Annotated in this window: 19 protein-coding genes; 10 read left to right on the plus strand and 9 right to left on the minus strand. The window is 71.1% G+C overall.

From position 1 onward, the window contains the following. The first annotated feature begins 4 nt into the window (after positions 1 to 4). Positions 5 to 2,263 carry an SF1B family DNA helicase RecD2 gene (gene recD2, locus FB563_RS19940; protein ID WP_055709286.1) on the plus strand — a complete coding sequence of 753 codons (2,259 nt, stop codon included), beginning with the start codon at positions 5 to 7 and terminating at the stop codon, positions 2,261 to 2,263. 240 nt (positions 2,264 to 2,503) lie between these two features. Beyond that, entirely contained in the window at positions 2,504 to 3,793 is a 1,290-nt protein-coding gene (locus FB563_RS19945) for a citrate synthase (RefSeq protein ID WP_055709285.1), read from the plus strand. A 642-nt stretch (positions 3,794 to 4,435) separates the two neighbouring features. Here the strand turns inward: FB563_RS19945 and FB563_RS19950 are convergent. The 4 genes from FB563_RS19950 to FB563_RS19965 form a co-directional block, all read right to left on the minus strand. Then, positions 4,436 to 6,724, minus strand: a complete 2,289-nt coding sequence (locus FB563_RS19950; RefSeq protein ID WP_055709284.1) for a heavy metal translocating P-type ATPase — start codon at positions 6,722 to 6,724, stop codon at positions 4,436 to 4,438. Positions 6,725 to 6,814: 90 nt separating this feature from the next. Beyond that, positions 6,815 to 7,054, minus strand: coding sequence for a heavy-metal-associated domain-containing protein (locus tag FB563_RS19955; RefSeq protein WP_055709283.1), 240 nt, complete (start codon positions 7,052 to 7,054; stop codon positions 6,815 to 6,817). An 88-nt stretch (positions 7,055 to 7,142) separates the two neighbouring features. After that, positions 7,143 to 8,081: a PrsW family intramembrane metalloprotease gene (locus FB563_RS19960; RefSeq protein WP_055709282.1), complete on the minus strand. Its 939-nt coding sequence runs from the start codon at positions 8,079 to 8,081 to the stop codon at positions 7,143 to 7,145. A gap of 77 nt (positions 8,082 to 8,158) precedes the next feature. Continuing rightward, positions 8,159 to 8,803, minus strand: coding sequence for a TetR/AcrR family transcriptional regulator (locus FB563_RS19965; RefSeq protein ID WP_055709281.1), 645 nt, complete (start codon positions 8,801 to 8,803; stop codon positions 8,159 to 8,161). A gap of 165 nt (positions 8,804 to 8,968) precedes the next feature. On the opposite strand from FB563_RS19965, the gene FB563_RS19970 reads away from it, so the two are divergent. Together FB563_RS19970 and FB563_RS19975 are read left to right on the plus strand one after the other, a co-directional pair. Beyond that, a complete protein-coding gene (locus FB563_RS19970) occupies positions 8,969 to 11,230 on the plus strand; it encodes an MMPL family transporter (protein ID WP_079049038.1) in 2,262 nt (753 codons plus the stop codon). Positions 11,231 to 11,250: 20 nt separating this feature from the next. Next, on the plus strand, positions 11,251 to 12,294 hold the full coding sequence (locus FB563_RS19975; protein ID WP_142218828.1) for a zinc-dependent alcohol dehydrogenase family protein: 1,044 nt from the start codon (positions 11,251 to 11,253) through the stop codon (positions 12,292 to 12,294). Here FB563_RS19975 and FB563_RS19980 read toward each other — a convergent pair. The 4 genes from FB563_RS19980 to FB563_RS19995 all read right to left on the minus strand — a co-directional run bounded on the left by FB563_RS19980 (position 12,275) and on the right by FB563_RS19995 (position 15,349). Then, entirely contained in the window at positions 12,275 to 12,838 is a 564-nt protein-coding gene (locus FB563_RS19980) for a GNAT family N-acetyltransferase (protein ID WP_055705057.1), read from the minus strand. The two genes, FB563_RS19975 and FB563_RS19980, sit on opposite strands and share 20 nt — an antisense overlap. Before the next feature lie 54 nt (positions 12,839 to 12,892). Then, on the minus strand, positions 12,893 to 13,087 hold the full coding sequence (locus FB563_RS43005) for a helix-turn-helix transcriptional regulator (protein WP_055705056.1): 195 nt from the start codon (positions 13,085 to 13,087) through the stop codon (positions 12,893 to 12,895). A gap of 348 nt (positions 13,088 to 13,435) precedes the next feature. Further along, positions 13,436 to 14,383 (minus strand): helix-turn-helix domain-containing protein, encoded by a 948-nt coding sequence (locus FB563_RS19990; RefSeq protein ID WP_079048638.1) that lies wholly within the window; start codon positions 14,381 to 14,383, stop codon positions 13,436 to 13,438. A gap of 48 nt (positions 14,384 to 14,431) precedes the next feature. Then, on the minus strand, positions 14,432 to 15,349 hold the full coding sequence (locus tag FB563_RS19995; RefSeq protein WP_055705055.1) for a sugar phosphate isomerase/epimerase family protein: 918 nt from the start codon (positions 15,347 to 15,349) through the stop codon (positions 14,432 to 14,434). Between the two features lie 125 nt (positions 15,350 to 15,474). On the opposite strand from FB563_RS19995, the gene iolC reads away from it, so the two are divergent. The 6 genes from iolC (at position 15,475) to FB563_RS20025 (ending at position 23,392) form a co-directional block, all read left to right on the plus strand. Beyond that, the gene (gene iolC, locus FB563_RS20000; protein ID WP_055705054.1) at positions 15,475 to 16,425 is read left to right on the plus strand and encodes a 5-dehydro-2-deoxygluconokinase; all 951 of its coding nucleotides are present in this window, start codon (positions 15,475 to 15,477) and stop codon (positions 16,423 to 16,425) included. Between the two features lie 59 nt (positions 16,426 to 16,484). Next, complete coding sequence (locus tag FB563_RS20005; RefSeq protein WP_055705053.1) at positions 16,485 to 17,369, plus strand: Cgl0159 family (beta/alpha)8-fold protein; 885 nt, start codon at positions 16,485 to 16,487, stop codon at positions 17,367 to 17,369. 7 nt (positions 17,370 to 17,376) lie between these two features. Further along, the gene (gene iolB / locus FB563_RS20010) at positions 17,377 to 18,216 is read left to right on the plus strand and encodes a 5-deoxy-glucuronate isomerase (protein WP_055705052.1); all 840 of its coding nucleotides are present in this window, start codon (positions 17,377 to 17,379) and stop codon (positions 18,214 to 18,216) included. Beyond that, the gene (gene iolD / locus FB563_RS20015) at positions 18,213 to 20,093 is read left to right on the plus strand and encodes a 3D-(3,5/4)-trihydroxycyclohexane-1,2-dione acylhydrolase (decyclizing) (RefSeq protein ID WP_055705051.1); all 1,881 of its coding nucleotides are present in this window, start codon (positions 18,213 to 18,215) and stop codon (positions 20,091 to 20,093) included. Before iolB ends, iolD begins: the two co-directional genes overlap by 4 nt. 16 nt (positions 20,094 to 20,109) lie before the next feature. Continuing rightward, positions 20,110 to 21,612 carry a CoA-acylating methylmalonate-semialdehyde dehydrogenase gene (mmsA, locus tag FB563_RS20020; protein ID WP_055705050.1) on the plus strand — a complete coding sequence of 501 codons (1,503 nt, stop codon included), beginning with the start codon at positions 20,110 to 20,112 and terminating at the stop codon, positions 21,610 to 21,612. 307 nt (positions 21,613 to 21,919) lie between these two features. Further along, entirely contained in the window at positions 21,920 to 23,392 is a 1,473-nt protein-coding gene (locus FB563_RS20025) for an APC family permease (RefSeq protein WP_079048637.1), read from the plus strand. Here the strand turns inward: FB563_RS20025 and FB563_RS20030 are convergent, their stop codons facing one another. After that, complete coding sequence (locus tag FB563_RS20030) at positions 23,393 to 23,800, minus strand: GNAT family N-acetyltransferase (protein WP_055705049.1); 408 nt, start codon at positions 23,798 to 23,800, stop codon at positions 23,393 to 23,395. Positions 23,801 to 23,856 lie beyond the last annotated feature (56 nt).

Consider the following 23,856-nt stretch of genomic DNA (forward strand, 5'->3'; position numbering starts at 1 on the left):
AATCATGGCTCGACAGGCGGGGACCCAGAGCGGTGAGCGGCGGCTCGCGACGCTGGAAGGCGTGCTGGAACGGATCACGTACGCCAACGAGGAGAACGGATACACCGTCGCCCGGGTGGACACCGGCAGAGGCGGCGGCGACCTGCTCACGGTCGTCGGCGCGCTGCTCGGTGCCCAGGTGGGGGAGTCCCTGCGGATGGAGGGGCGCTGGGGGTCCCATCCCCAGTACGGCAAGCAGTTCCACTGCGAGAACTACACGACCGTCCTGCCCGCCACCGTCCAGGGCATCCGGCGTTATCTCGGATCCGGCCTCGTCAAGGGCATCGGACCCGTGTTCGCCGACCGGATCACCCAGCATTTCGGGCTCGACACCCTCCGGATCATCGAGGAGGAGCCCAAGCGGCTCGTCGAGGTTCCCGGTCTCGGCCCCAAGCGGACCAAGAAGATCGCCGAGGCCTGGGAGGAGCAGAAGGCGATCAAGGAGGTCATGCTCTTCCTGCAGACGGTCGAGGTGTCCACGTCCATCGCCGTGCGGATCTACAAGAAGTACGGGGACGCGTCGATCCGGATCGTCAAGGAGCAGCCGTACCGCCTCGCCGCCGACGTCTGGGGCATCGGCTTCCTCACCGCCGACAAGATCGCCCAGTCCGTCGGCATCCCGCACGACAGCCCGGAGCGGGTGAAAGCCGGGTTGCAGTACGCCTTGTCCCAGTCCGCCGACCAGGGCCACTGCTTCCTTCCCGAGGAGCGGCTGATCTCCGACGCGGTGAAGCTGCTCGCCGTCGACACCGGGCTTGTCATCGAGTGCCTCGCCGAGCTGGCCCAGCCACCGGACGACGACGGCGACCCCGGTGTGGTGAGGGAGAAGGTACCCGGGCCGGACGGGGACGCCTCCGAACCCGTCACCGCCGTCTACCTGGTGCCCTTCCACCGCGCCGAGCTCTCCCTCTCCTCCCAGCTCCTCCGCCTCCTGCGCACGGACCAGGACCGGATGCCGGGGTTCCGGGACGTGGCGTGGGACAAGGCCCTCGGCTGGCTGAAAGGCCGTACCGGCGCCGACCTCGCCCCGGAGCAGGAGGCCGCGGTCAGGCTCGCGCTCACCGAGAAGGTCGCCGTGCTCACCGGCGGACCCGGCTGCGGCAAGTCCTTCACCGTCCGCTCCATCGTGGAGCTGGCCCGGGCCAAGCGTGCCAAGGTGCTGCTCGCCGCGCCCACCGGGCGGGCCGCCAAGCGCCTGTCCGAGCTGACCGGCGCCGAGGCCTCCACCGTCCACCGGCTGCTGGAGCTGAAGCCCGGCGGGGACGCCGCCTATGACCGGGACCGGCCGCTCGATGCCGATCTGGTCGTGGTCGACGAGGCGTCCATGCTCGATCTGCTGCTCGCCAACAAGCTGGTCAAAGCCGTGCCGCCCGGCGCCCATCTCCTCTTCGTCGGTGACGTCGACCAGTTGCCCAGTGTCGGTGCCGGCGAGGTGCTGCGCGACCTGCTCGCGGAGGGCAGTCCCCTCCCCGCCGTCCGGCTCACCCGGGTCTTCCGGCAGGCCCAGCAGTCCGGTGTGGTCACCAACGCGCACCGGATCAACGCGGGGCAGCATCCGCTCACCGACGGGATGAAGGACTTCTTCCTCTTCGTGGAGGACGACACGGAGGAGGCCGGGCGGCTCACCGTGGACGTGGCGGCCCGGCGGATTCCGGCCAGGTTCGGTCTCGATCCGCGCCGGGATGTGCAGGTGCTCGCGCCGATGCACCGGGGGCCGGCCGGCGCCGGAGTGCTGAACGGGCTGCTCCAGCAGGCCATCACGCCCGGCCGGCCCGATCTGCCCGAGAAGCGGTTCGGCGGCCGGGTCTTCCGCGTCGGCGACAAGGTCACCCAGATTCGCAACAATTACGAGAAAGGGAAGAACGGTGTCTTCAACGGCACCGTGGGTGTCGTCACCTCGCTCGATCCGGTCGACCAGCGGCTCACGGTGCTGACGGACGAGGACGAGGAGGTTCCGTACGAGTTCGACGAACTGGACGAACTGGCCCATGCGTACGCGGTGACCATCCACCGCTCGCAGGGCAGTGAATATCCCGCTGTGGTGATTCCCGTCACGACCGGGGCATGGATGATGCTGCAGCGGAACCTGCTGTACACGGCGGTGACACGGGCCAAACGGCTGGTCGTCCTCGTCGGTTCACGCAAGGCGATCGGACAGGCGGTGCGCACGGTGTCCGCGGGACGGCGTTGCACGGCACTGGACTTCCGGCTGCACGGCTCCTGACCTGCCGCTGAGCAGGTGCTGCGACCCGCATCACAAAAAATGATCGATCAAATGAGTCGTGAAGGTCACAGAGCACTTCCAGATGCCGTTCGGAGGGGGCAGGATGAGCAGGTTGGCGGCACTGAGTGCCGCCAATAGGCCCAATGGTCGACCCCGAGTGCACTCTCCTGAGCCAAATGGGGGATGGTAGAGACAGTCAGGGCACCTCGAAGATGAGGCACTACGTCGGTGAGGGAAGACGTGAGCGACAACTCTGTAGTACTGCGGTACGGCGACGGCGAGTACACCTACCCGGTGGTCGACAGCACCGTCGGCGACAAGGGCTTCGACATCGGGAAGCTCCGCGCCCAGACCGGGCTGGTGACCCTGGACAGCGGGTACGGCAACACGGCCGCCTACAAATCCGCGGTCACCTACCTCGACGGCGAGGCGGGCATCCTCCGCTACCGCGGCTACCCCATCGAGCAGCTGGCGGAGCGCTCCACCTTCCTCGAGGTGGCGTACCTGCTGATCAACGGTGAGCTGCCCACCGTCGACGAGCTCTCGACGTTCAAGAACGACATCACGCGGCACACCCTGCTGCACGAGGACGTCAAGAACTTCTACAAGGGCTTCCCGCGCGACGCCCACCCGATGGCCATGCTGTCCTCGGTGGTCTCGGCGCTGTCCACCTTCTACCAGGACAGCCACAACCCGTTCGACGAGAAGCAGCGCGACCTCTCCACGATCCGGCTGCTCGCCAAGCTGCCGACGATCGCGGCGTACGCGTACAAGAAGTCGATCGGTCACCCGTTCGTCTACCCGCGCAACGACCTCGGCTACGTCGAGAACTTCCTGCGCATGACCTTCTCGGTCCCGGCGCAGGAGTTCGAGCTGGACCCGGTCGTCGTCGCCGCGCTGGACAAGCTGCTGATCCTGCACGCCGACCACGAGCAGAACTGCTCGACCTCGACGGTCCGCCTGGTCGGCTCGTCGCAGGCCAACATGTTCGCGTCGATCTCGGCCGGCATCAGCGCGCTGTGGGGCCCGCTGCACGGCGGCGCCAACCAGTCCGTGCTGGAGATGCTGGAGGGCATCCGCGACTCCGGCGCCGACGTCGACACCTTCATCCGCAAGGTGAAGAACAAGGAGGACGGCGTCCGCCTGATGGGCTTCGGCCACCGGGTCTACAAGAACTTCGACCCCCGCGCCAAGATCATCAAGGCCGCCGCGCACGACGTGCTCTCCGCGCTGGGCAAGGAGGACGAGCTCCTCGACATCGCCCTGAAGCTGGAGGAGCACGCGCTGTCCGACGACTACTTCGTCGAGCGCAAGCTGTACCCGAACGTGGACTTCTACACCGGTCTGATCTACCGGGCCATGGGCTTCCCGACCGAGATGTTCACGGTCCTGTTCGCCCTCGGCCGCCTGCCGGGCTGGATCGCCCAGTGGACCGAGATGATCAAGGAGCCGGGCTCCCGCATCGGCCGCCCGCGCCAGATCTACACGGGCGTGGAGCTGCGTGACTTCGTCCCGGTCGAGGAGCGCTGACACCTGTCGGTGGAGGGGCGCCGCTTCGCTGGTGCCCCTCGCTGTACAGGTCGGACCGGCGGCGCCGTCGTAGCCGTAGGCGCATAAGCGGAAGCCGTAGACACATAAGCGGAAGGCGCCCTGGCGCCGGTCCCCCCACGGGCCGACGTCCAGGGCGCCTTCCCATGTCCCGGTGCGGATTCCCCCCACGGGATCCGGCCGGGCGCTCGGAGAGGACAGCGCCTGAATCGCTGTCGTCGAGCAGAACGAGCAACACTCGTCCTGCTCCAGTGACACGCTGCGATCTGCCGGGACAACACACGCTGGGAGGGCCGCTCAAAGCTTCCCGGCGCGCGTGCCCCGGCAACGCATCTCTGAGGAAGTCCCCCAAGACATCCCCAGATGTCAGCCGGCGCCCCCCAAGACGCTGGTCTGACATCGCCAACTTAGACCTTCGAACCCCTTCGATGGTTACGTTCGCATCACTGTGATCTGCGTCTCTTGCATATGTCCTTTAGGTGCGCAAGAGCCCCGATACGGCGATCGGGGTCCAAGCGTAAGGATGATGCGCGAGCCTTGTGAAGAGCTTATGTGAGGCTCGCGCCGGACTCTAGAGGGTCTCTTACTTCAGCTGCGGCGAACCGCCGGTAACCTCCCGGGACTTCAGCGGAAGCGGCGCAGCCGCAGGCTGTTGGTCACCACGAAGACCGACGAGAAGGCCATCGCGGCGCCGGCGATCATCGGGTTGAGCAGTCCCGCGGCGGCCAGCGGCAGGGCGGCCACGTTGTAGCCGAAGGCCCACACCAGGTTGCCCTTGATGGTGGCCAGCGTCCGCCTGGACAGCCGGATGGCGTCGGCCGCGACCCGCAGGTCGCCGCGGACCAGGGTCAGGTCGCCGGCCTCGATCGCCGCGTCCGTGCCGGTGCCCATGGCGAGGCCCAGGTCCGCGGTGGCCAGCGCGGCCGCGTCGTTCACGCCGTCGCCGACCATCGCCACGGTCCGCCCCTCGCGCTGCAGCCGTCGTACGACGTCCACCTTCTCCTCGGGCAGCACCTCGGCGAACACGTCCGAGGGCTCGATGCCGACACCGCGCGCGACCGCCTCGGCGACCGTGCGGTTGTCCCCGGTGAGCAGCACCGGCCTGAGGCCCAGCGCACGCAGTTCGCGCACCGCCTCGGGGCTGGTCTCCTTGACCGCGTCGGCGACGGCGAGAACCCCGCGCGCCCGCCCGTCCCAGCCGGCCACGACGGCCGTACGGCCCTCCCGCTCGGCCTCGCCCGCCACGCGGGCCAGGTCCTCGGGTAGATCGTCGTAGAGGCGCCCCACGGCCACCTCGCGGCCGTCCACGCGTCCGCGTACGCCCCGCCCGGGGACGTTCTCGAAGTGCTCGACCGGCGGAAGGGTGCCGGCTTGCTCCTCGGCGCCGGCGGCGATCGCGCGGGCGACGGGGTGCTCGGAGGCGTGCTCCAGGGCGCCGGCGAGCCGCAGCAGCTCCTTCTCGTCCTCGCCGTCGGCGACGTGCACCGCCTGGAGGGTCATCCGGCCGGTGGTGACGGTGCCGGTCTTGTCGAGGACGACCGTGTCGACCCGGCGGGTGGACTCCAGCACCTCGGGGCCCTTGATCAGGATGCCGAGCTGGGCGCCGCGGCCGGTGCCGACCATCAGCGCGGTCGGCGTGGCCAGGCCCAGCGCGCAGGGGCAGGCGATGATCAGGACGGCGACGGCGGCGGTGAACGCGGCGACCGTGTCCCCGGTGACGCCCAGCCAGACGCCGAAGGTGCCCAGCGCGACGAGGATGACGACGGGCACGAACACCGCGGAGATCCGGTCGGCGAGCCGCTGCACCTCGGCCTTGCCGTTCTGCGCGTCCTCCACCAGCCTCGCCATCCGGGCGAGCTGGGTGTCGGCGCCGACCCGGGTCGCCTCGACGACGAGCCGGCCGCCCGCGTTGACCGTGGCGCCGGTGACCCGGTCGCCCGGGCCGACGTCCACCGGCACCGACTCGCCGGTCAGCATGGCCGCGTCCACCGCGGAGACGCCCTCGACCACCGTGCCGTCGGTGGCGATCTTCTCGCCGGGCCGTACGACGAACCGGTCGCCCACGGCCAGATCCGCCACCGGAACGCGCACCTCACGCCCGCCCCGCAGCACCGCCACGTCCTTGGCGCCCAGCTCCATCAGCGCCCGCAGGGCCGCGCCCGCGCGCCGCTTGGAGCGGGCCTCCAGATAACGGCCGAGCAGGATCAGCGCGACGACTCCGGCGGCGACCTCCAGGTAGATGGTGGAGGCGCCGTCCATCCGCGCCGTGACATCAGTCGCTACCGCTCCGGGGGTGAGGCGGAACTCGTCGTGCATCCCGGGCATGCCCGCGGTACCGAAGAACAGGGCCCACAGCGACCAGCCGAACGCGGCCAGCGTGCCGACCGAGACCAGGGTGTCCATGGTGGCGGCGCCGTGCCGCAGGTTGGTCCAGGCGGCCCGGTGGAAGGGGGCACCGCCCCAGACGACGACCGGCGCGGCGAGCGTCAGGGAGAGCCACTGCCAGGTGTCGAACTGCAGCGAGGGGACCATCGCGAGCAGTACCACGGGCACGGCGAGCAGCGCGGAGACGAGCAGGCGGTGCCGCAGGGCGCCGAGTTCGGCATCGTGCCCGCCGGCCTGCTCGGAGGCCGGTGCGGACGCCTCAGGTGCGGGCTCCGGCGGTGCCGGCTGCTCGGCGGTGTAGCCCGTCTTCTCCACGGTGGCGATCAGGTCGGCGACCCGGACGCCCGCGCCGTACGTGACCTTCGCCTTCTCGGTGGCGAAGTTGACGGTGGCGCTGACGCCCTCCATCCGGTTGAGCTTCCGCTCCACGCGGGCGGCGCACGAGGCACAGGTCATCCCGCCGATGAGCAGCTCTACGTCGGAGGTCTCTCCAGGGGTTATGGCCGTCTCTGCGGTGGTGCTGGTCATGTCCGGACTCCAGACATCGGACCGGACCGCACGGAGCCAGTATCAGCTGGTCGGCACGGCCGGTCGGGGAATGAGGGAGTGAGGGAACGTTCAGGCCCGGCCGGCCAGCTCGAAGCCGGCCTCGTCCACGGCGGCGCGCACGGCCTCGTCGTCCAGCGGGGCCGCGGAGACCACGGTCACCTCGCCGGTGGACGCGACGGCCTTCACCGAGCTGACGCCGGGGATCTGGGAGATCTCGCCGGAGACGGAACCTTCGCAGTGGCCACAGCTCATGCCGGTCACCTTGTAGACGGTGGTGACGGAGCCAGGAGTGTCGGTGTGGGCGGTCATGTCAGTACTCCTCGTCGAGGCGTGTGGGGCCGGTGGGGCCCGCGAGCGAACCCCACGCTTCCCCCACACTATACCCCTAGGGGGTACCTCACCAAGGGGAGTCCCGGCGCGCCAGCGACCGCACCCAGCCCACCCCGGCCAGGGACACCAGCGCCGGCCCGCCGACCGAGAACAGCGTGAACAGGTGCTCCTGTACGGCACTCGGCCGGACGAGGTACCCCGGTGAGAACAGCCGGCCCGCCGGTCCGGTGCCGGTCAGCCGGGCGACCACCCAGATCGCGATGCCGTGCGTGGATTCCCACAGCGCGTGCAGCAGGGACACGCCCAGCCAGGTGCCGGCGACCGGCGCCGAGACGCGGAAGTGTCCGTTCAGGCGGCGCCGGGACAGCAGCACGCCACCGGCGATCGCGGTCCACACCCCGTGCCCGAAGGAGGCGAGCAGCCCGCGCACGATCTCCGTCTCCAGCAGGGTGCGCAGATCGATGCCCTGGGCGGAGACGGCCGCGTTGACGGCGCACCCGGCGCTCTCCAGCGCGGCGAAACCGAGGCCGACGGCCGCGCCGAGCACCAGTCCGGCGCGCAGTCCGCGCACGGCCGGCTGCCGGCGCAGGGCGAACACCAGCGCCCCGAGCTTGGCGGCCTCCTCGATCAGGCCGACGCCGACGAACATCGCCGGCGAGGGGCTCACCGGATACGGCCCCGTCAGCGGGGCGCCGAGCACGCCGAGGGCCCCGCCGGCCAGGAAGCAGCCGAGGATCGCGCTGACACCGAGGTCACGGCCGTGCCGCTCGTACGCCCACAGCACGAAGGCGACCGGTACCAGAAAGCTGCCGAGCAGGATCAGCGTCGGCAGCAGCACGCTGTTCCGCGTCTCGTACGTGACCCACGCGGTCAGCGCCCACAGGGCGAGCCCCCCGCCCAGACAGCGCCGCCACAGACCCGCGGCGATACGGGGGTACGGCGGTGGCGGCTGCTGTGGGCCGGGGATGCGGGCCCTGGGTGTGCCGGGAGGCGGGGAGTGGCTCAAGGGAGTCCCCTCGGACAGCGGCTGGGCGATTCATCCGCACTCTAGGCAGATGTGCCGGGGGTCGCAGTCCGGGCGGATCAACCGCCGCCGAGCTGGTCGCCCACCAGCGGTCGCAGGTAGCGGACCAGAACGTTCTTGATCTCCTGGACGTAGGCCGCCCGTTCGGCGCCCTCGTGGGCGAGGACGAGTTCCAGGCCGGACTTGTAGATGCCGAGGCAGATGTGCGCCGTGCGGGTGACGTCGGCCGGGGAGGCGCCGGGCATGAGGGAGCCGAGCAGGTCCTCGATCCGGCCGGTCAGCGTGGTGTGCAGCTGGTCGTGGGTCTCGGCCATCCGGCCCGGGATGTCGGGACCGTGCATCAGCGCGAAGAACACCGGGTGCTCGGTGTTGAAGGCCATGAACCGGTCGATGGCGGAACCGATGGCCTCCTCCAGCGGGGTGGCGGGGTCGACGGGGGCCAGCGCCTCGCCGTAGGTCTCCCGCATCTCGTGGACGAGCCGGTCGCCCAGCTCGATCGCGATCGCCTCCTTGTTCGGGAAGAACTGGTAGAGCGTGCCCGGCGAGACGCCGGCCTCGCGGGCGATGGCGTTGGTGCTGGCGGCGGTGTAGCCGGTGGTGCAGAAGACCCGCGCGGCCGCCTCGAGCAGCTGGGCGATACGGCGCTCCCCGCGGGCCTGCCGGCGACGCGGCTGCTCCTTCTGTGTGTGCGGGTGATCGGGCACGCGTTATCCCCAGCTCTCCGAACGTGATTGACAAACACGAGTGGTCGCTCGCATTCTGGAGAAACGCGAGCGATCTCTCGTGTTTGCCAGTCTATGGCCCATGAGCGACTCATGCTGCCTGCCTGCCTGCACGGGCATGGGTCATGGTGAAGGGGACACCGCACGATGACCGAAGTCAACACGCAGCCCCGCACGGGGAAGGGTGCGCCCGAGGGGGCACCGGACGGGGCGCGGGACGGGGCGCCGCCCCGCCCCGGGCGCTACACCCGCTTCGTGACCGCCCGCCCCCGCCTGTCGCTCCTGGTGGCCCTGCTGCTCACCGCGCTCGCCGTGCTGGCCGGCAGCGGGGTCGCGGACCGTCTCGGCAGCGGCGGCTGGGAGGACCCGGCCGCCGAGTCGACGTACGCCACCAAGGCCCTGGAGCGCGAGTTCCCCGGCTCCCAGCCGAACCTGCTGCTCCTGGTCGACTCGGGCCGCGCCTCGGTCGACGATCCGGCGGTCGCCGCCGAGGCCCGCGACCTGGCCGGCCGCCTGGCGGGGGAGAAGGGCGTGACCGGCGTCGGCTCCTACTGGCAGAGCAGGTCACCGGCCCTGCGCGCCAAGGACGGCCATGAGGCGCTGATCGCCGCCCGCATCACCGGCGACGACAACACGATGGGCAGGACGCTCGACCGACTCGCCCCGCACTACCGGGGCATGCACGGCCCGGTCCAGGTGAAGGTCGGCGGCATCGTCGCGGTGCGGCACGAGATGCAGACGATCATCAAGGAGGATCTGGCCCGCGCCGAGATGATCGCCCTGCCGATCACGCTGGTGCTGCTGGTGATGGTCTTCGGCAGCGCGATCGCCGCCCTGCTGCCGCTCGGCATCGGCATCGTCGCCATCCTCGGCACCAACGCCGTACTGCGCGGCCTGACGGCCTTCACCGACGTCTCCGTCTTCGCGCTCAACCTCACCACGGCCCTCGGCCTGGGCCTGGCCATCGACTACGCGCTGTTCATCGTCCGCCGCTTCCGCGAGGAACTGTCCAGGGACGCCGACCCGTTGACGGCGGTCGGCACGACCCTGCGCACCGCCGGCCGCACGGTCCTGTTCTCCGCGCTCACGGTAGCGGTGTCCCTGGCCGCCATGATGGTCTTCCCGCAGTACTTCCTGCGCTCCTTCGCCTACGCCGGCATCGCCGTGGTGCTGCTCGCCGCGGCCGCCGCCCTGATCCTGCTCCCGGCCGCGCTGGTCCTGCTCGGCCACCGGGTCAACTCCCTGGACCTGCGGCGCCTGTTCCGCCGACGCCGCGACCCGGATTCCGCCGAGCGGCCCACCGGGACCACCTGGGCCCGCGCGGCAGGCCTGGTGATGCGCAGGGCCCCGTTGTTCGCACTCGGCACCACCGTTCTGCTGGTGACGCTCGGACTGCCGTTCCTCGGAGTGAAGTTCGGCACCGCCGACGACCGTCAGCTTCCCTCGACCGCCGAGTCCCACGTGGTGCAGGAGCACATCCGCGAGGGCTTCCCGGGCAGCCCCGGCGGCGGTCTCGAGATCCTCGCCGAGGGCAGGGCCACCGCCGGCCAGTACGCCGCCTACAAGCAGCAGGTGGCCGCCCTGCCCGAGGTGGCCCGCGTCGACGGCCCGCTGGTCAAGGGCGATGCCGCCTACTTCGCGGTGCAGCCGAGGGGCGAGGCCGTCGACGACCCGGCCCAGCGCCTGGTCGGCGATCTGCGTGCGCTGCACGCCCCCTTCGACGCCAAGGTGACCGGCACGGCCGCGGTCCTCGTCGACACCAAGCACGCGATAGCCCAGCGCCTGCCGTGGGCCGCCGCGTTCATCGCCGTCGTCACGCTCCTCCTGGTCTTCCTGCTCACCGGGAGCGTGCTGATACCCGTGCAGGCCGTGGTGCTCAACGCGCTCAGCCTGACCGCGATGTTCGGCGCCGTGGTCTGGGTCTTCCAGGACGGTCACCTCTCCGCCGCCCTCGGCTTCACCAGCTCCGGCTCCATCGAGACCACCCTGCCCGTGCTGATGTTCTGCGTGGCCTTCGGCCTCTCCATGGACTACGGCGTGTTCCTGCTCTCCCGCATCAAGGAGGAGTACGACCGCACGGGCGACCACGACGCGGCGGTGCGGCACGGACTCCAGCGCACCGGCGGGCTGATCACCGCGGCGGCGGTCATCCTCGCGGTGGTGATGGTCGCCATCGGCACCTCCCGGGTGACCAACACCAAGATGCTCGGCCTGGGCATCGCCCTGGCGGTCCTGATGGACGCGATGGTGGTCCGCAGCCTGCTGGTACCGGCGATCATGCGGCTGACGGGGAGGGCCACTTGGTGGGCGCCGGCGTCGTTGCGGCGCATGCACGCACGGTTCGGTCTGAGCGAGGGCGGCGAAGAAGGGCCGGCACAGCCCGGCCCCCAACCGTCTAGTCTGCGCTGAGGTTTCCGGAAGGAGTGCGGATGCGCGCGGTGGTGTTCGAGCGGTACGGCGAGCCGGCCGAGGTGCGGAACATGCCCGACCCGGACCCCGCCGAGCACGGCGTGGTCGTCCGTGTGGAGGCCACCGGGCTCTGCCGCAGCGACTGGCACGGCTGGATGGGGCACGACCCCGACATCACGCTGCCGCACGTGCCCGGGCACGAACTCGCCGGTGTCGTGGAGTCGGTGGGCTCCCGGGTGTCGGGGTGGCGGCCCGGCGACCGGGTCACCGTGCCCTTCGTCTGCGCCTGCGGCACCTGCCCGGCCTGCGCGGCGGGCGACCAGCAGGTGTGCGAACGCCAGACCCAGCCGGGCTTCCACCACTGGGGTTCCTTCGCCGAGTACGTCGCCCTCGACCACGCCGACGTCAACCTGGTCGCGATCCCGGACGACATGGCGTACGGCACCGCCGCCGCCCTCGGCTGCCGTTTCGCCACCGCCTTCCGCGCGGTGGTGCAGCAGGGCCGGGTGGCGGCGGGGGAGTGGGTCGCGGTGCACGGCTGCGGCGGGGTGGGGCTGTCGGCGGTGATGATCGCGGCGGCGTCGGGGGCGCGCGTGATCGCCGTCGACGTGTCACCCCGGGCCCTCGACCTGGCGCGTCAGTTCGGCGCCGCGCACTGCCTGGACGCGACCGGCACCGAGGACACGGCCGCCGTCGTCCGTGAGCTGACCGACGGCGGCGCCCATCTCTCCCTGGACGCCCTCGGCTCGCCCGCCACCTGTGCCGCTTCCGTGAACGGCCTGCGCCGCCGCGGCCGGCATGTCCAGGTGGGCCTGCTGCCCTCCGCCGACGGCACCACCCCCGTACCGCTCGCCCGTGCTGTCGCCCTGGAGCTCGAACTCCTCGGCAGCCACGGCATGGCCGCCCACACCTACCCCGAGTTGCTCCGACTGGTCCGCGCCGGCGTTCTGAGCCCCGACCTCCTGGTGACGTCCACCCTCACCCTCGGCGCCGCACCGGCGGCGCTCGCGGCGATGGGTACGGCGCCGGGGGCCGGGGTCACGGTCATCGAGCCGTGGCGCTGAGCGCGGCCCACTCCCGGTCCAGGATCGACATGATCACCTCGTCGGCCCACTCACCGTCACGCCGCTGCACCTCCCGTCGCACGCCCTCGACCACGAATCCGACCTTCTCGTAGACCCGCCTGGCCCGCGCGTTGTGGCCGTACACCTCCAACTGCACGCGATGCAGCCCGAGTTGCTCGAAGCCGTAGCCGACGATCAGCCGGGTCGCCTCGGTGCCGATCCCACGGCCGCGGCCCCGGGGGCCGATGAGCGTGCGGAAGGTGCAGTTTCCGGTGGCGGGGTCGTAGTCGTGGAGGACGGCCTCGCCCAGGAGCTCGCCGGTCTCCGGGTCCGTGACGGCCAGGTCCAGGCGGTCGGGCACGGTGGCCCGGGAGCCGTACCAGGACCGCAGGCGCTCCAGGGTGAGTTCGCTGGACGGCTCGAAGGTGAAGCGGACGACCTCGGGGTCGGCGATGATCTCCCACATCACCTCGGCATCGGCCTCGGTGAAGGGCCGCAGGACGGTCTTCCGGCCGGTCAGGGTGGGTTTGACGGAGAAGTTCATGGTGGCGACTGTGCCCCACGCGGCCGGTGGGGCACAGCCGATTTCCGGTGCGGGTCACGTACGGCCGCGGTTGCTCGGCCGGGAGGCGACCCAGGCGCGGACGGTGTCGGCGTACCAGTAGGGCTTGCCGCTCTCCACACGGTCGGGCGGGGGGAGCAGCCCGTGCTTGCGGTAGGACCGAACGGTGTCCGGCTGCACCTTGATGTGCGCCGCGATCTCCTTGTAGGACCAGAGCCTTTGGTCGGTCATGAGTTGCACCTCCCTGCGCGCGCCACAGCGGCGGCCGGGGGGGCGGCCGTCGGGGGAGCCGGGCGCTGCGCTGGCGATCACCGAGCCTGTGCCCGGTGAACGACGCAGAGTGATCAGGGGACAGTGCCTGTCGGCAGGATGTGACGCACGGCCCGCGTACACGCGACATGTGTGACACAGAAGGGGTGTTTGTGACACAGCTGCCGCAAAGGCGTACGCAGGCGTGTCGGCGCGGCGCGTTGATTCCGCGCGGGCCGGAAGGGCGGGCCGGGTCCGCTGCGTCAGACCCGGCCCGCCGGCTTCCCCGCACCCTCCGGCGGTCGCTTCACCCAGGAGTGCCCTCCTGGATCAGTCCCCCTGGCCGCCGGAGGCCCCCGCTTCCCTCGGGAGCGTGCCGGCCGGGTGATCAGCGTGCCGGGCCCTGCCCGCGCGGGTCTTGGAAAAAAGCGCACCGCGGCCTGAGGTGAGGAGCAGGCTGGTGGGCTCGCCCGCCAGCCGGTCGGTCACGGCGCCCGCCGCCGGCAGCCGCCGGGCCGCCAGGAACTCGCCGGGAGTGCAGCCCGTCATGGCCCTGAACTCGCCGCTGAAGTGCGCCTGGTCGTAGTACCCGCAGACCGCCGCGGTCTCCGCCTGCCCGTGGCCCGCGGCCAGCAGCCGCCGCGCGCGCTGCAGCCGCAGCACCCGGGCCGCCGCCTTCGGGGACAGGCCGATCTGCTCCCGGAAGCGGTACTCCAGGTGCCGTACGCTCCAGCCCACTTCCTCGGCCAGCCGGGGCACCGGAAGCGCGCCGCCCTGGCGTCGCAGCAGCGACCAGGCGTGCACCACCCGCTCGGAGGCGGGCGCACCGGCACGGAACCGCTCCAGCAACACCCGGTCGAGCAGCGCGAACCGCTGCGGCCAGCCGGGCAACGCGGCCAGCGCGCCGGCGAGTTCACCGAGACGGAACTCCTCGGCGTCCACCGACCGATCGGCCAGCTCGAACTGAGGCGTACCGAACAGCGTGAACGCGGCCCACGGAGCGAGCAGCACCTCGATGCCGGACAGACGGCCGCCGTGCTCGCCGAGGGCGGGCGTGGTGGTCAGCCCGTTGACCACGGACACCAGTGACACCGGGGGCCGGCCGGCCCGGGAGATGCGCACCGGCTGCTCGAACCCCAGCAGCAGGGTGGCCGCCCCGATCGGCGCCTCCAGCCGACGGCGCGGCCGGCCGAGGTGCACCCGGACACCGCGATAGCTCAGCACTCCCGGGCGCAGCGCCGGATGCGGCCGCCGAGCGACGGTCTCCCAACTCGCCATTCCCTCATCGTCCTACGGCGGGGCAACGCCCCGTAAGGGGCGCGGCGCCTACACCCCGCAGGACCGGAGAAACGCCCGGGTCCGCCGGGCGATCGGCAACGGCGCGTCCGGGGCACAGGGATACATGTCCTGCTCCACGATCGCGAACAGCTCCACCCCCAGCCGCTGCGCAGCGGCAAGCACAGGACCCAACTCCGGTACGCCGCGCGGTGGTTCGCACATCACTCCCTGTGCCACCGCCGGCCCGAACGGCGTCCCCTTGGCCCGTACGTCCGCCAGGATCTCCGGATCCACCTGCTTGAGGTGCAGGTACCCGATCCGCTCCCCGTACGTCTCGATCAGCTTCACGCTGTCCCCGCCGCAGTACGCGTAGTGCCCGGTGTCCAGGCACAGCGACACCAGGTCGGAGTCCGTGCCGTCGAGGAATCGGCCGACGTTCCCCTCGCTGTCGATGTGGGTGTCGGCATGCGGGTGGACGACGATCGTCAGCCCGTACCGCTCCCGCACCTCCCGCCCCAGCCGCTCGGTCAGCGAGGTCAGGTTCCGCCACTGCTCGGCGGTCAGCGTGTCCGGCTCCAGCACCTCGCCCGTCTTGTCGTCCCGCCAGAAGGACGGGATGACGACCAGGTGGCGAGCCCCCATCGCCTGGGTCAGTGCCGCGATGTCCGACACGTGCGCCCAGGTCCTGTCCCATACGGCCGCACCGTGGTGCAGTCCGGTGAAGACGGTGCCGGCCGAGACCTTCAGGCCGCGCCGCGCGGTCTCCTCCGCGAGCACCGCGGGGTCGCTGGGGAGGTAGCCGTAGGGGCCGAGCTCGATCCACTCGTAGCCGGAGCCGGCCACCTCGTCGAGGAAGCGCTGCCAGGGCACCTGGCGGGGGTCGTCGGGGAACCACACGCCCCAGGAGTCGGGCGCCGATCCGATCCGGATCCGGGACAGTGAGGAGGAGGGTGACAGCGACGTCATGGGCGCCAGCGTGCGGGCGGCCGGAAAGCGGTGTCAAGAGCTGGTCCGAATGTCTGGACAAAACATTGACAGGGTTCGCCGTACGGGACTAGAAAGCCGGGGAGAGCCATGACGAAGGGAAGCCGATGGCGTACGACCTGATCACGATGGGGCGGATCGGAGTGGACCTCTACCCGCTGCAGACCGGCGTCCCGCTCGCCCGCGTGTCGTCCTTCGGCAAGTTCCTCGGCGGGTCGGCGACGAACGTCGCGGTCGCCGCGGCCAGGCTCGGCCGGCACACCGCCGTGATCACCCGCACGGGCGACGACCCGTTCGGCGCCTATCTGCACGAGGCGCTGCGCGGTTTCGGCGTGGACGACCGCTGGGTCACCCCGGTCCAGGGGCTCCCGACCCCGGTCACCTTCTGCGAGGTCTTCCCGCCGGACGACTTCCCGCTCTACTTCTACCGCCGGCCCAAGGCGCCCGACCTGGAGATCGACGCCCACGAGCTCGATCTCGACGCGATCCGTGACGCCCGTATCTTCTGGATGACCGGCACCGGCCTGAGCGAGGAGCCCAGCCGTACGGCCACCCTCGCGGCCCTCGCCCACCGGGCGAAGGCGGGCACCACGGTCTTCGACCTCGACTGGCGGCCCATGTTCTGGACCGACCCCGACGCGGCCCGCCCCTTCTACGCCGAGGCCCTGCGCCACACCACGGTCGCCGTCGGCAACCTGGACGAGGTGGAGGTGGCGACCGGGGTGCGCGAGCCGCATGCCGCCGCCCGGGCGCTGCTCGCCGCCGGCGTGGAGATCGCCGTGGTCAAACAGGGCCCCAAGGGTGTCCTGGCGGTCAGTGCCTCGGGGGAGTCCGCCGAGGTGCCGCCCCTGCCCGTCAACGTCCTCAACGGCCTCGGCGCCGGCGACGCCTTCGGCGGCTCCCTGTGCCACGGTCTTCTCGCAGGCTGGGACCTGGAGACGATCATGCGGCACGCCAACGCGGCCGGCGCCATCGTCGCCTCCCGCCTGGAGTGCTCCTCCGCGATGCCCACCCCGGACGAGGTGGCCGCCGCGCTCGACGCCGGAGCGGTGCTGTGAGGGCGGGCCGGGTCACGGGGACGCACACGGAGGGCGGGGACGCGCGACGGCGGTCACGCGTGGACGTCGCCGAGCTCGTCCGTATCCGCACCCACCACCCCGAGGCGATCGCCGAGGCCGCCACCCGCCGGGCCCGCAGGCCGCTCCTGAACGAGAACGGCAAGCTGATGATCGTCGCCGCCGACCACCCCGCCCGGGGTGCCCTCGGCGTCGGCGACCGCAAGCTCGCCATGGCCAACCGCGCCGATCTCCTCGAACGCCTCTGCCTGGCGCTGAGTCGCCCCGGAGTCGACGGCGTCCTCGCCACCGCCGACATCCTGGACGACCTGCTCCTGCTCGGCGCCCTGGACCACAAGGTGGTCATGGGCTCCATGAACCGCGGCGGACTGCAGGGCGCCAGCTTCGAGCTGGACGACCGGTTCACCGGGCATCGCCCCGAGGACATCCAGCGGCTCGGGTTCGACGCGGGCAAACTGCTGCTGCGCATCGACTACGACGACCCCGGCTCCCTGACCACCCTGGAGTCCACCGCCCGCGCCATCGACGAGATGGCCGCGCGCCGGCTGCCGGTCTTCGTGGAACCGTTCATCAGCCGCCGCACCCCCGAGGGCAGGGTGCGCAACGACCTGTCCGCCGAGGCGGTCACCCGGTCCATCGCCATCGCCTCCGGCCTCGGCGGCTCCTCGGCCTACACCTGGCTGAAGGTGCCGGTCACCGAGAACCCCGACGACATGGCCCGGGTCATGGAGACCTCCACCCTGCCGGCCGTGCTGCTCGGCGGGGACATCGGCGACTCGCCCGAGGACCAGGTCGCCGCCTACGAGAAGTGGCGCGGCGCGCTGCAACTGCCCACCGTGCGCGGCCTGGTGGTCGGCCGCTCGCTGCTGTACCCGGCGGACGGCGATGTGGCCGCCGCCGTGGACACCGCCGTAGGACTGCTGTGAGGGCCGCATGACCAGCACCGATCTGCATCTGCCCAGGGGCGCCACCGCGAACGCCCAGTACGCCGTCGACATCGACCCCAAGGTGGCCGGCTGGACCCACAGCAGTCTGCGTGTGGTCGAACTGGTGCCTGGCGCCAGCCATACGTTCACCACGGGGGACAGCGAGTGGATCGTGCTTCCGCTGGAAGGCGGATGTACCGTACAAATCGAGACCGCATCAACGGAGAAGGGCGAGTTCCAACTCCTGGGCCGGGAAAGCGTGTTCACCGGAGTCTCCGACTTCGTGTACGCGCCCCGGGACGCCCGGGTCCAGATCGCCTCCGGCGCGGGAGGCCGCTTCGCCCTGGCAGGAGCGAAGTGCGAGCGACGACTCCCCGCCCGCTACGGCCCCGCGCCGGAGGTCCCCGTCGAGGAGCGCGGCAGCGGCAGCTGCGCCCGCCGGGTGCGCAACTTCGCCTCGGCGGACTCCTTCGACTGCGACAAGCTGATCGCCGTCGAGGTGATCACACCGGGCGGCAACTGGTCGTCCTACCCGCCGCACAAGCACGACGAGCACCGGCCGGGCGAGGAGTCCGAGCTGGAGGAGATCTACTACTTCGAGATCGACGGCCCGCACGGAATCGGCTACCAGCGCGTGTCCCCCTCGCGGGAGGGCGGCTCGGACGTTCTCGCCGAGGTCCGTTCCGGCGACGCCGTCCTCGTCCCGGACGGCTGGCACGGCCCGTCCATCGCCCAGCCCGGGCACGACATGTACTACCTGAACGTCATGGCGGGCCCGGGGGAGACCCGGGAGTGGCGGATCTGCTTCCACCCGGCCCACGTAGAAAGCACAGAGGGGTACCGATGACGACGACCCGGCTGACCGTCGCGCAGGCGCTGGTCCGTTTCCTCGCCGCCCAGTACACCGAACGCGACGGCGCACGGCAGCGGCTGATCGGCGCCACCTGGGGCATCTTCGGCCACGGCAATGTCGCGGGGCTCGGCCAGGCGCTGATCGAGTACGCCGACGTGATGCCGTACCACCAGGGCCGCAACGAGCAGTCCATGGTGCACGCGGCCGTCGGCTACGCCCGCCAGTCGAACCGCCTGTCCACGCACGCGGTGACGACGTCGATCGGCCCGGGCGCGACCAACCTGGTCACGGGCGCGGCCCTGGCCACCATCAACCACCTCCCGGTCCTGCTCCTGCCCGGCGACGTCTTCGCCACCCGGCCCGCCGACCCGGTCCTGCAGCAGCTGGAGGTGCCGTACGCGGGCGATGTGTCGGTCAACGACACCCTGCGTCCGGTGTCGAAGTACTTCGACCGCATCACCCGCCCCGAAGCCCTGATCCCGAGTGCCCTGCAGGCCGTGCGGGTCCTCACCGACCCGGTGGAGACCGGCGCGGTGACCCTCGCTCTGCCGCAGGACGTGCAGGCGGAGGCCTTCGACTGGCCGGAGGAGTTCTTCGCCGAGCGGGTGTGGACCGTACGACGGCCGGGTGCGGACCCGACCGAGCTGGCCGAGGCGGTCCGGGCGATCCGGGAGGCCCGCAGGCCGCTGGTCATCGCGGGCGGCGGAGTCCACCACAGCCGCGCCGAGCTGGCGCTCGCCGAGTTCGCGGCGGCGACCCGCATCCCGGTCGCCTCCACCCAGGCCGGCAAGGGCTCCCTGCGCTACGACCACCCGCAGGACGTCGGCGGCGTCGGCCACACCGGCACCGCGACCGCCGACGAGCTGGCCCGCACCGCCGACCTGGTGATCGGCGTCGGCACCCGCTACACCGACTTCACCACCGCCTCCGGCACCCTCTTCGAGAACCCGGACGTCCGCTTCCTCAACCTCAACATCGCGCCCTACGACGGCCACAAGCTGGCCGGGCTCCCGCTGGTCGCCGACGCCCGCAGCGGACTGGGCGAGCTGACCGAGGCGCTGGTGATGCACGGGCACAAGGTGGCGGAGGCGTACGTCACCGAGTACAGCGAGGACAAGGAGCGCTGGGAGCAGCGTGTCGACGCCTGCTTCGAGGCCGAGGAGATCGACGTACGGCCCACCCAGCCGCAGGTCATCGGCGCCCTGGACGCCCTGGTGGACGAGTCCGACATCATCATCAACGCGGCCGGTTCGCTCCCCGGCGACCTGCACAAGCTGTGGCGGGCGCGCTCGGTGGACCAGTACCACCTGGAGTACGGCTACTCCTGCATGGGCTACGAGATCCCGGCCGCGCTCGGGGTGAAGCTGGCCGCGCCGGAGCGGAACGTGTGGGCGCTGGTCGGCGACGGCACCTATCTGATGATGCCGACGGAGATCGTGACGGCCGTGCAGGAGGGCGTCGCGATCAAGATCCTGCTGGTGCAGAACCACGGGTACGCGTCCATCGGCGGGCTCTCGGAGTCGGTGGGCGGCGAGCGGTTCGGCACCGCCTACCGGTTCCAGGCCGGGGACGGGACGTTCACGGGCGCCCCGCTGCCGGTCGACCTCGCCGCCAACGCGGCCAGCCTCGGCATGCGGGTGCTGCGCGCGAAGACCGTACGGGAGCTGCGCGAGGCGCTCGCCGAGGCGCGGGCCGCCGACACTCCCACATGTGTCTACGTGGAGACCGAAACGTCCGACACTGTGTCGGGCGCGCCCCCGGCGCAGGCCTGGTGGGATGTTCCTGTGGCCGAGACCGCGACCCGACCGTCCGCGGTCAAGGCACGAGAGCTGTACGAACGGCACGTCTCGACCCGACGCCGCCATCTGTAAGAAGGAGTCTCTGGGCATGACGAAGATCGTCAACCACTGGATCGGCGGGAAGACCGTCGAAGGCGCGTCGGGCACGTACGGGCCGGTCACCGACCCGGCGACCGGCGCGGTCACCACGAAGGTCGCGTTCGCGTCGGTGGAGGAGGTGGACGCGGCCGTAGCGGCGGCCAAGGACGCCTTCACCACCTGGGGCCAGTCCTCGCTGGCCCAGCGGACCACCATCCTCTTCCGGTTCCGTGCGCTGCTCGACGCGCACCGCGACGAGATCGCCGAGCTGATCACCGCCGAGCACGGCAAGGTGCACTCGGACGCGCTGGGCGAGGTCGCGCGCGGTCTGGAGATCGTGGACCTGGCCTGTGGCATCAACGTGCAGCTGAAGGGCGAGCTGTCCACGGAGGTCGCCGGCCGCGTGGACGTCTCCTCCATCCGCCAGCCGCTCGGTGTGGTCGCCGGCATCACGCCGTTCAACTTCCCGGCGATGGTCCCGATGTGGATGTTCCCGATCGCCATCGCGTGCGGCAACACGTTCGTGCTGAAGCCGAGCGAGAAGGACCCGTCGGCGTCCATCCGGATCGCCGAGCTGCTGAGCGAGGCCGGGCTGCCGGACGGCGTCTTCAACGTCGTGCACGGCGACAAGGTGGCCGTCGACCGGCTGCTGGAGCACCCGGACGTCAAGGCGGTGTCGTTCGTCGGCTCCACCCCGATCGCCCGCTACATCCACACCACGGCCTCCGCCAAGGGCAAGCGGGTGCAGGCGCTGGGCGGCGCCAAGAACCACATGCTGGTGCTGCCGGACGCCGACCTGGACGCGGCGGCCGACGCGGCGGTGAGCGCGGCCTACGGCTCGGCGGGCGAGCGCTGCATGGCGATCTCGGCGGTCGTGGCGGTCGGTGCCATCGGTGACACGCTGGTGGAGAAGATCCGCGAGCGCGCCGAGAAGATCAAGATCGGTCCGGGCAACGACCCGACGTCCGAGATGGGCCCGCTGATCACCGCCGCCCACCGCGACAAGGTGGCGTCGTACGTCTCCGGTGCCGCCGCCGAGGGCGCCGAGGTGGTGCTCGACGGCACCGGCCACACCGTCGAGGGCTTCGAGGACGGCCACTGGATCGGCATCTCGCTGCTCGACAAGGTGCCGACCACCGCCAAGGCCTACCAGGACGAGATCTTCGGCCCGGTGCTGTGCGTGCTGCGCGTCGACACCTACGAGGAGGGCGTGGCGCTCATCAACGCCTCGCCGTTCGGCAACGGCACCGCGATCTTCACCCGGGACGGCGGCGCGGCCCGCCGCTTCCAGCTGGAGATCGAGGCGGGCATGGTCGGCGTGAACGTGCCGATCCCGGTGCCGGTGGGCTACCACTCCTTCGGCGGCTGGAAGGACTCGCTCTTCGGCGACCACCACATCTACGGCAACGACGGCACGCACTTCTACACCCGCGGCAAGGTCGTCACCACCCGCTGGCCCGACCCGGCCGACGCCCCGGCGGGCGTGGACCTGGGCTTCCCGCGCAACCACTGAGCGCCTGACCGGGCCTGACAGGGCCGTCCGCTATGCGGACGGCCCTGTTTTTTTGGGCCGCCGGGCTGCGATTCTCGTACAGCCCCAACAGCCCGAGATTGTGGACCGTTGATACGGGAATCCGTTGTTGATCGCTTTTTCGCTGCGGATTCCGTAGGTGAACACCCATTGACGCGGCGGTTTTCGTCGGGGTTCCCTATGCACCGCCGGGAGCGGACGAGACATTACACGCAGCACGATCCGCCGGAGGCGATAGCGCGCTCCCGAGCCCCACCCTCACGTCACACGAGTCGATCGGAACCGCCGCATGACCGACACGCTCCGCCCTGTCGATACAGCCGTCATAGACGCTTCTGACAGTCCCCAGAAGCTCAAGCGTTCCATCGGTGTCGTCGGCGGCACCCTGCTGACTCTCTCCTGCGTCACGCCCGCCTCCACGCTCTTCGTGATCGTGCCCGACCTGTTCTCCAGCCTGGGCACGGCGACGGCGCTCTGCATCGCCATCGGCGCGCTGCTCTGTATCCCCGTGGCGTTCTGTTACTCCGAGCTGGGCACCCTCATTCCCAGCGCGGGTGGCGAGTACGCCATCGTCTCCACCCTCGCCGGACGGCTCGCCGGCTGGCTGGCCTTCGTGATGTCGCTCCTCGTCGTGATGATCGTCCCTCCGGTCATCGCCATGGGCACCGCCGACTACCTCGCCCCGGTCGTCCACCTCGACCCGTCCATGACGGGCGCCGGCGTGATGATCGCGGCCACCCTCGCCGGTCTGCTGGACCTGCGCGCCAACGCCTGGATCACCGGCATCTTCCTGGTCCTGGAGGTCGTCGCCGCGGGAGTCGTCGCGATGCTCGGCTTCACCCACTCCCACCGGGGCGCGGGCAGCCTAGTGAGCTCCCTGCAGGTGGCCGGAGACCACGCGCACGTCAGCCCGGTCACGGCCATGATGGTCCTCTCCGGGCTCGCCATCGCCCTCTTCGCCACCCAGGGCTTCTCCACCGCCATCTACCTCTCCGAGGAGCTGGAGAACCCGCGCCGCAGCGTCGCCCGTACCGTCCTCGCGACCCTCGCCATCTCCAGCGTCGTCATCCTGGTGCCGGTCGTGGCGATCACCCTGGGCGCCGGTGACCTGAAGACCCTGACCGGCGGCGACATCTCCAGCATGGTCATCGCCTGGAGCAACTCGGCCGTCGGCACCTTCGTCAGCCTGTGCGTCGCCCTCGCGATCATCAACGCGGGCATCGTCATGGTCATCCAGAACTCCCGCGTCCTGTTCGCCTCCGCCCGCGACAAGGCCTGGCCCGCCCCGGTCAACAGCGCCCTCGCCAAGCTCGGCCGGTTCGGCTCCCCCTGGGTCGCCACCCTCGTCGTCGGTGTCCCGGGTGCCTTCCTCTGCTTCGTCAACCTGGACACGCTCTACGGCGTCACCGGCGTCGCCGTCACCGGCCTGTACCTGCTGGTCGCGATCGCCGCGCTGCTCTCCCGGCGCGGCGTGCACGGCACCAGGAAGGCGTGGCGGATGCCGCTGTGGCCGGCGATGCCGGTCCTGCTGATCGCCGTCCTCCTCTACATCCTGGTCGAGCAGGACCCGTCCTACCTGTGGTGGACCGGCGGCATCACCGCGGTCGCCACCCTCTACTGGGCCTTCTACCTGCGCCCGCGCCGCGAGACCCGCTGGCTGGTGTCCCTGCCGGAGGACGTCCGCGCGGCCGAGGAGGAGCAGGCGGCCGAGGGCACGCCGGTCACGACGGCCGGCCCGGCGGCCGAGAGCGCGCAGGCGTAGTCAGAACCCCCAGGTCATCACCGTGCACGAACCGTCGTCCTCGCCGCCCGCACTGCGATAGGCGGCAAGGGCGACGTCGTTCCCGGCCTCGACCCCCACCCACATGCCGTAACAGCCCCGCTCCCGGGCCAGCGCGGCGAGGCGCAGGACGAGCGCCCGGCCGATGCCCCGGCGCCGGTACGGCTCGTCCACGGCCAGCTCGTACAGGAACATCTCGGTGCCCTTGTCGGGGTGCACGGTCTCCACGCCGCTGACGAAACCGGCCACCGCGTCCTCCTCGTAGGCCAGCAGCAGGTGGTGCCCGGCGGTGGTGAGGAAACGCTCCGCCCACTCCGGGCGCGCCGGGTTGTCGAACAGGTGCCCGGCGGCGACGACTTCGGTGACGGTGGTGGCCCGGCGAATCTCCATGGGCCTTCGTACCACGGCTGCGGTACGCCGGGCAGGCCCCGTACGCCTGGGGGAGG

Origin of the sequence: Streptomyces puniciscabiei (assembly GCF_006715785.1) — a bacterium.
GTDB classification, from domain to species: Bacteria; Actinomycetota; Actinomycetes; order Streptomycetales; family Streptomycetaceae; genus Streptomyces; species Streptomyces puniciscabiei.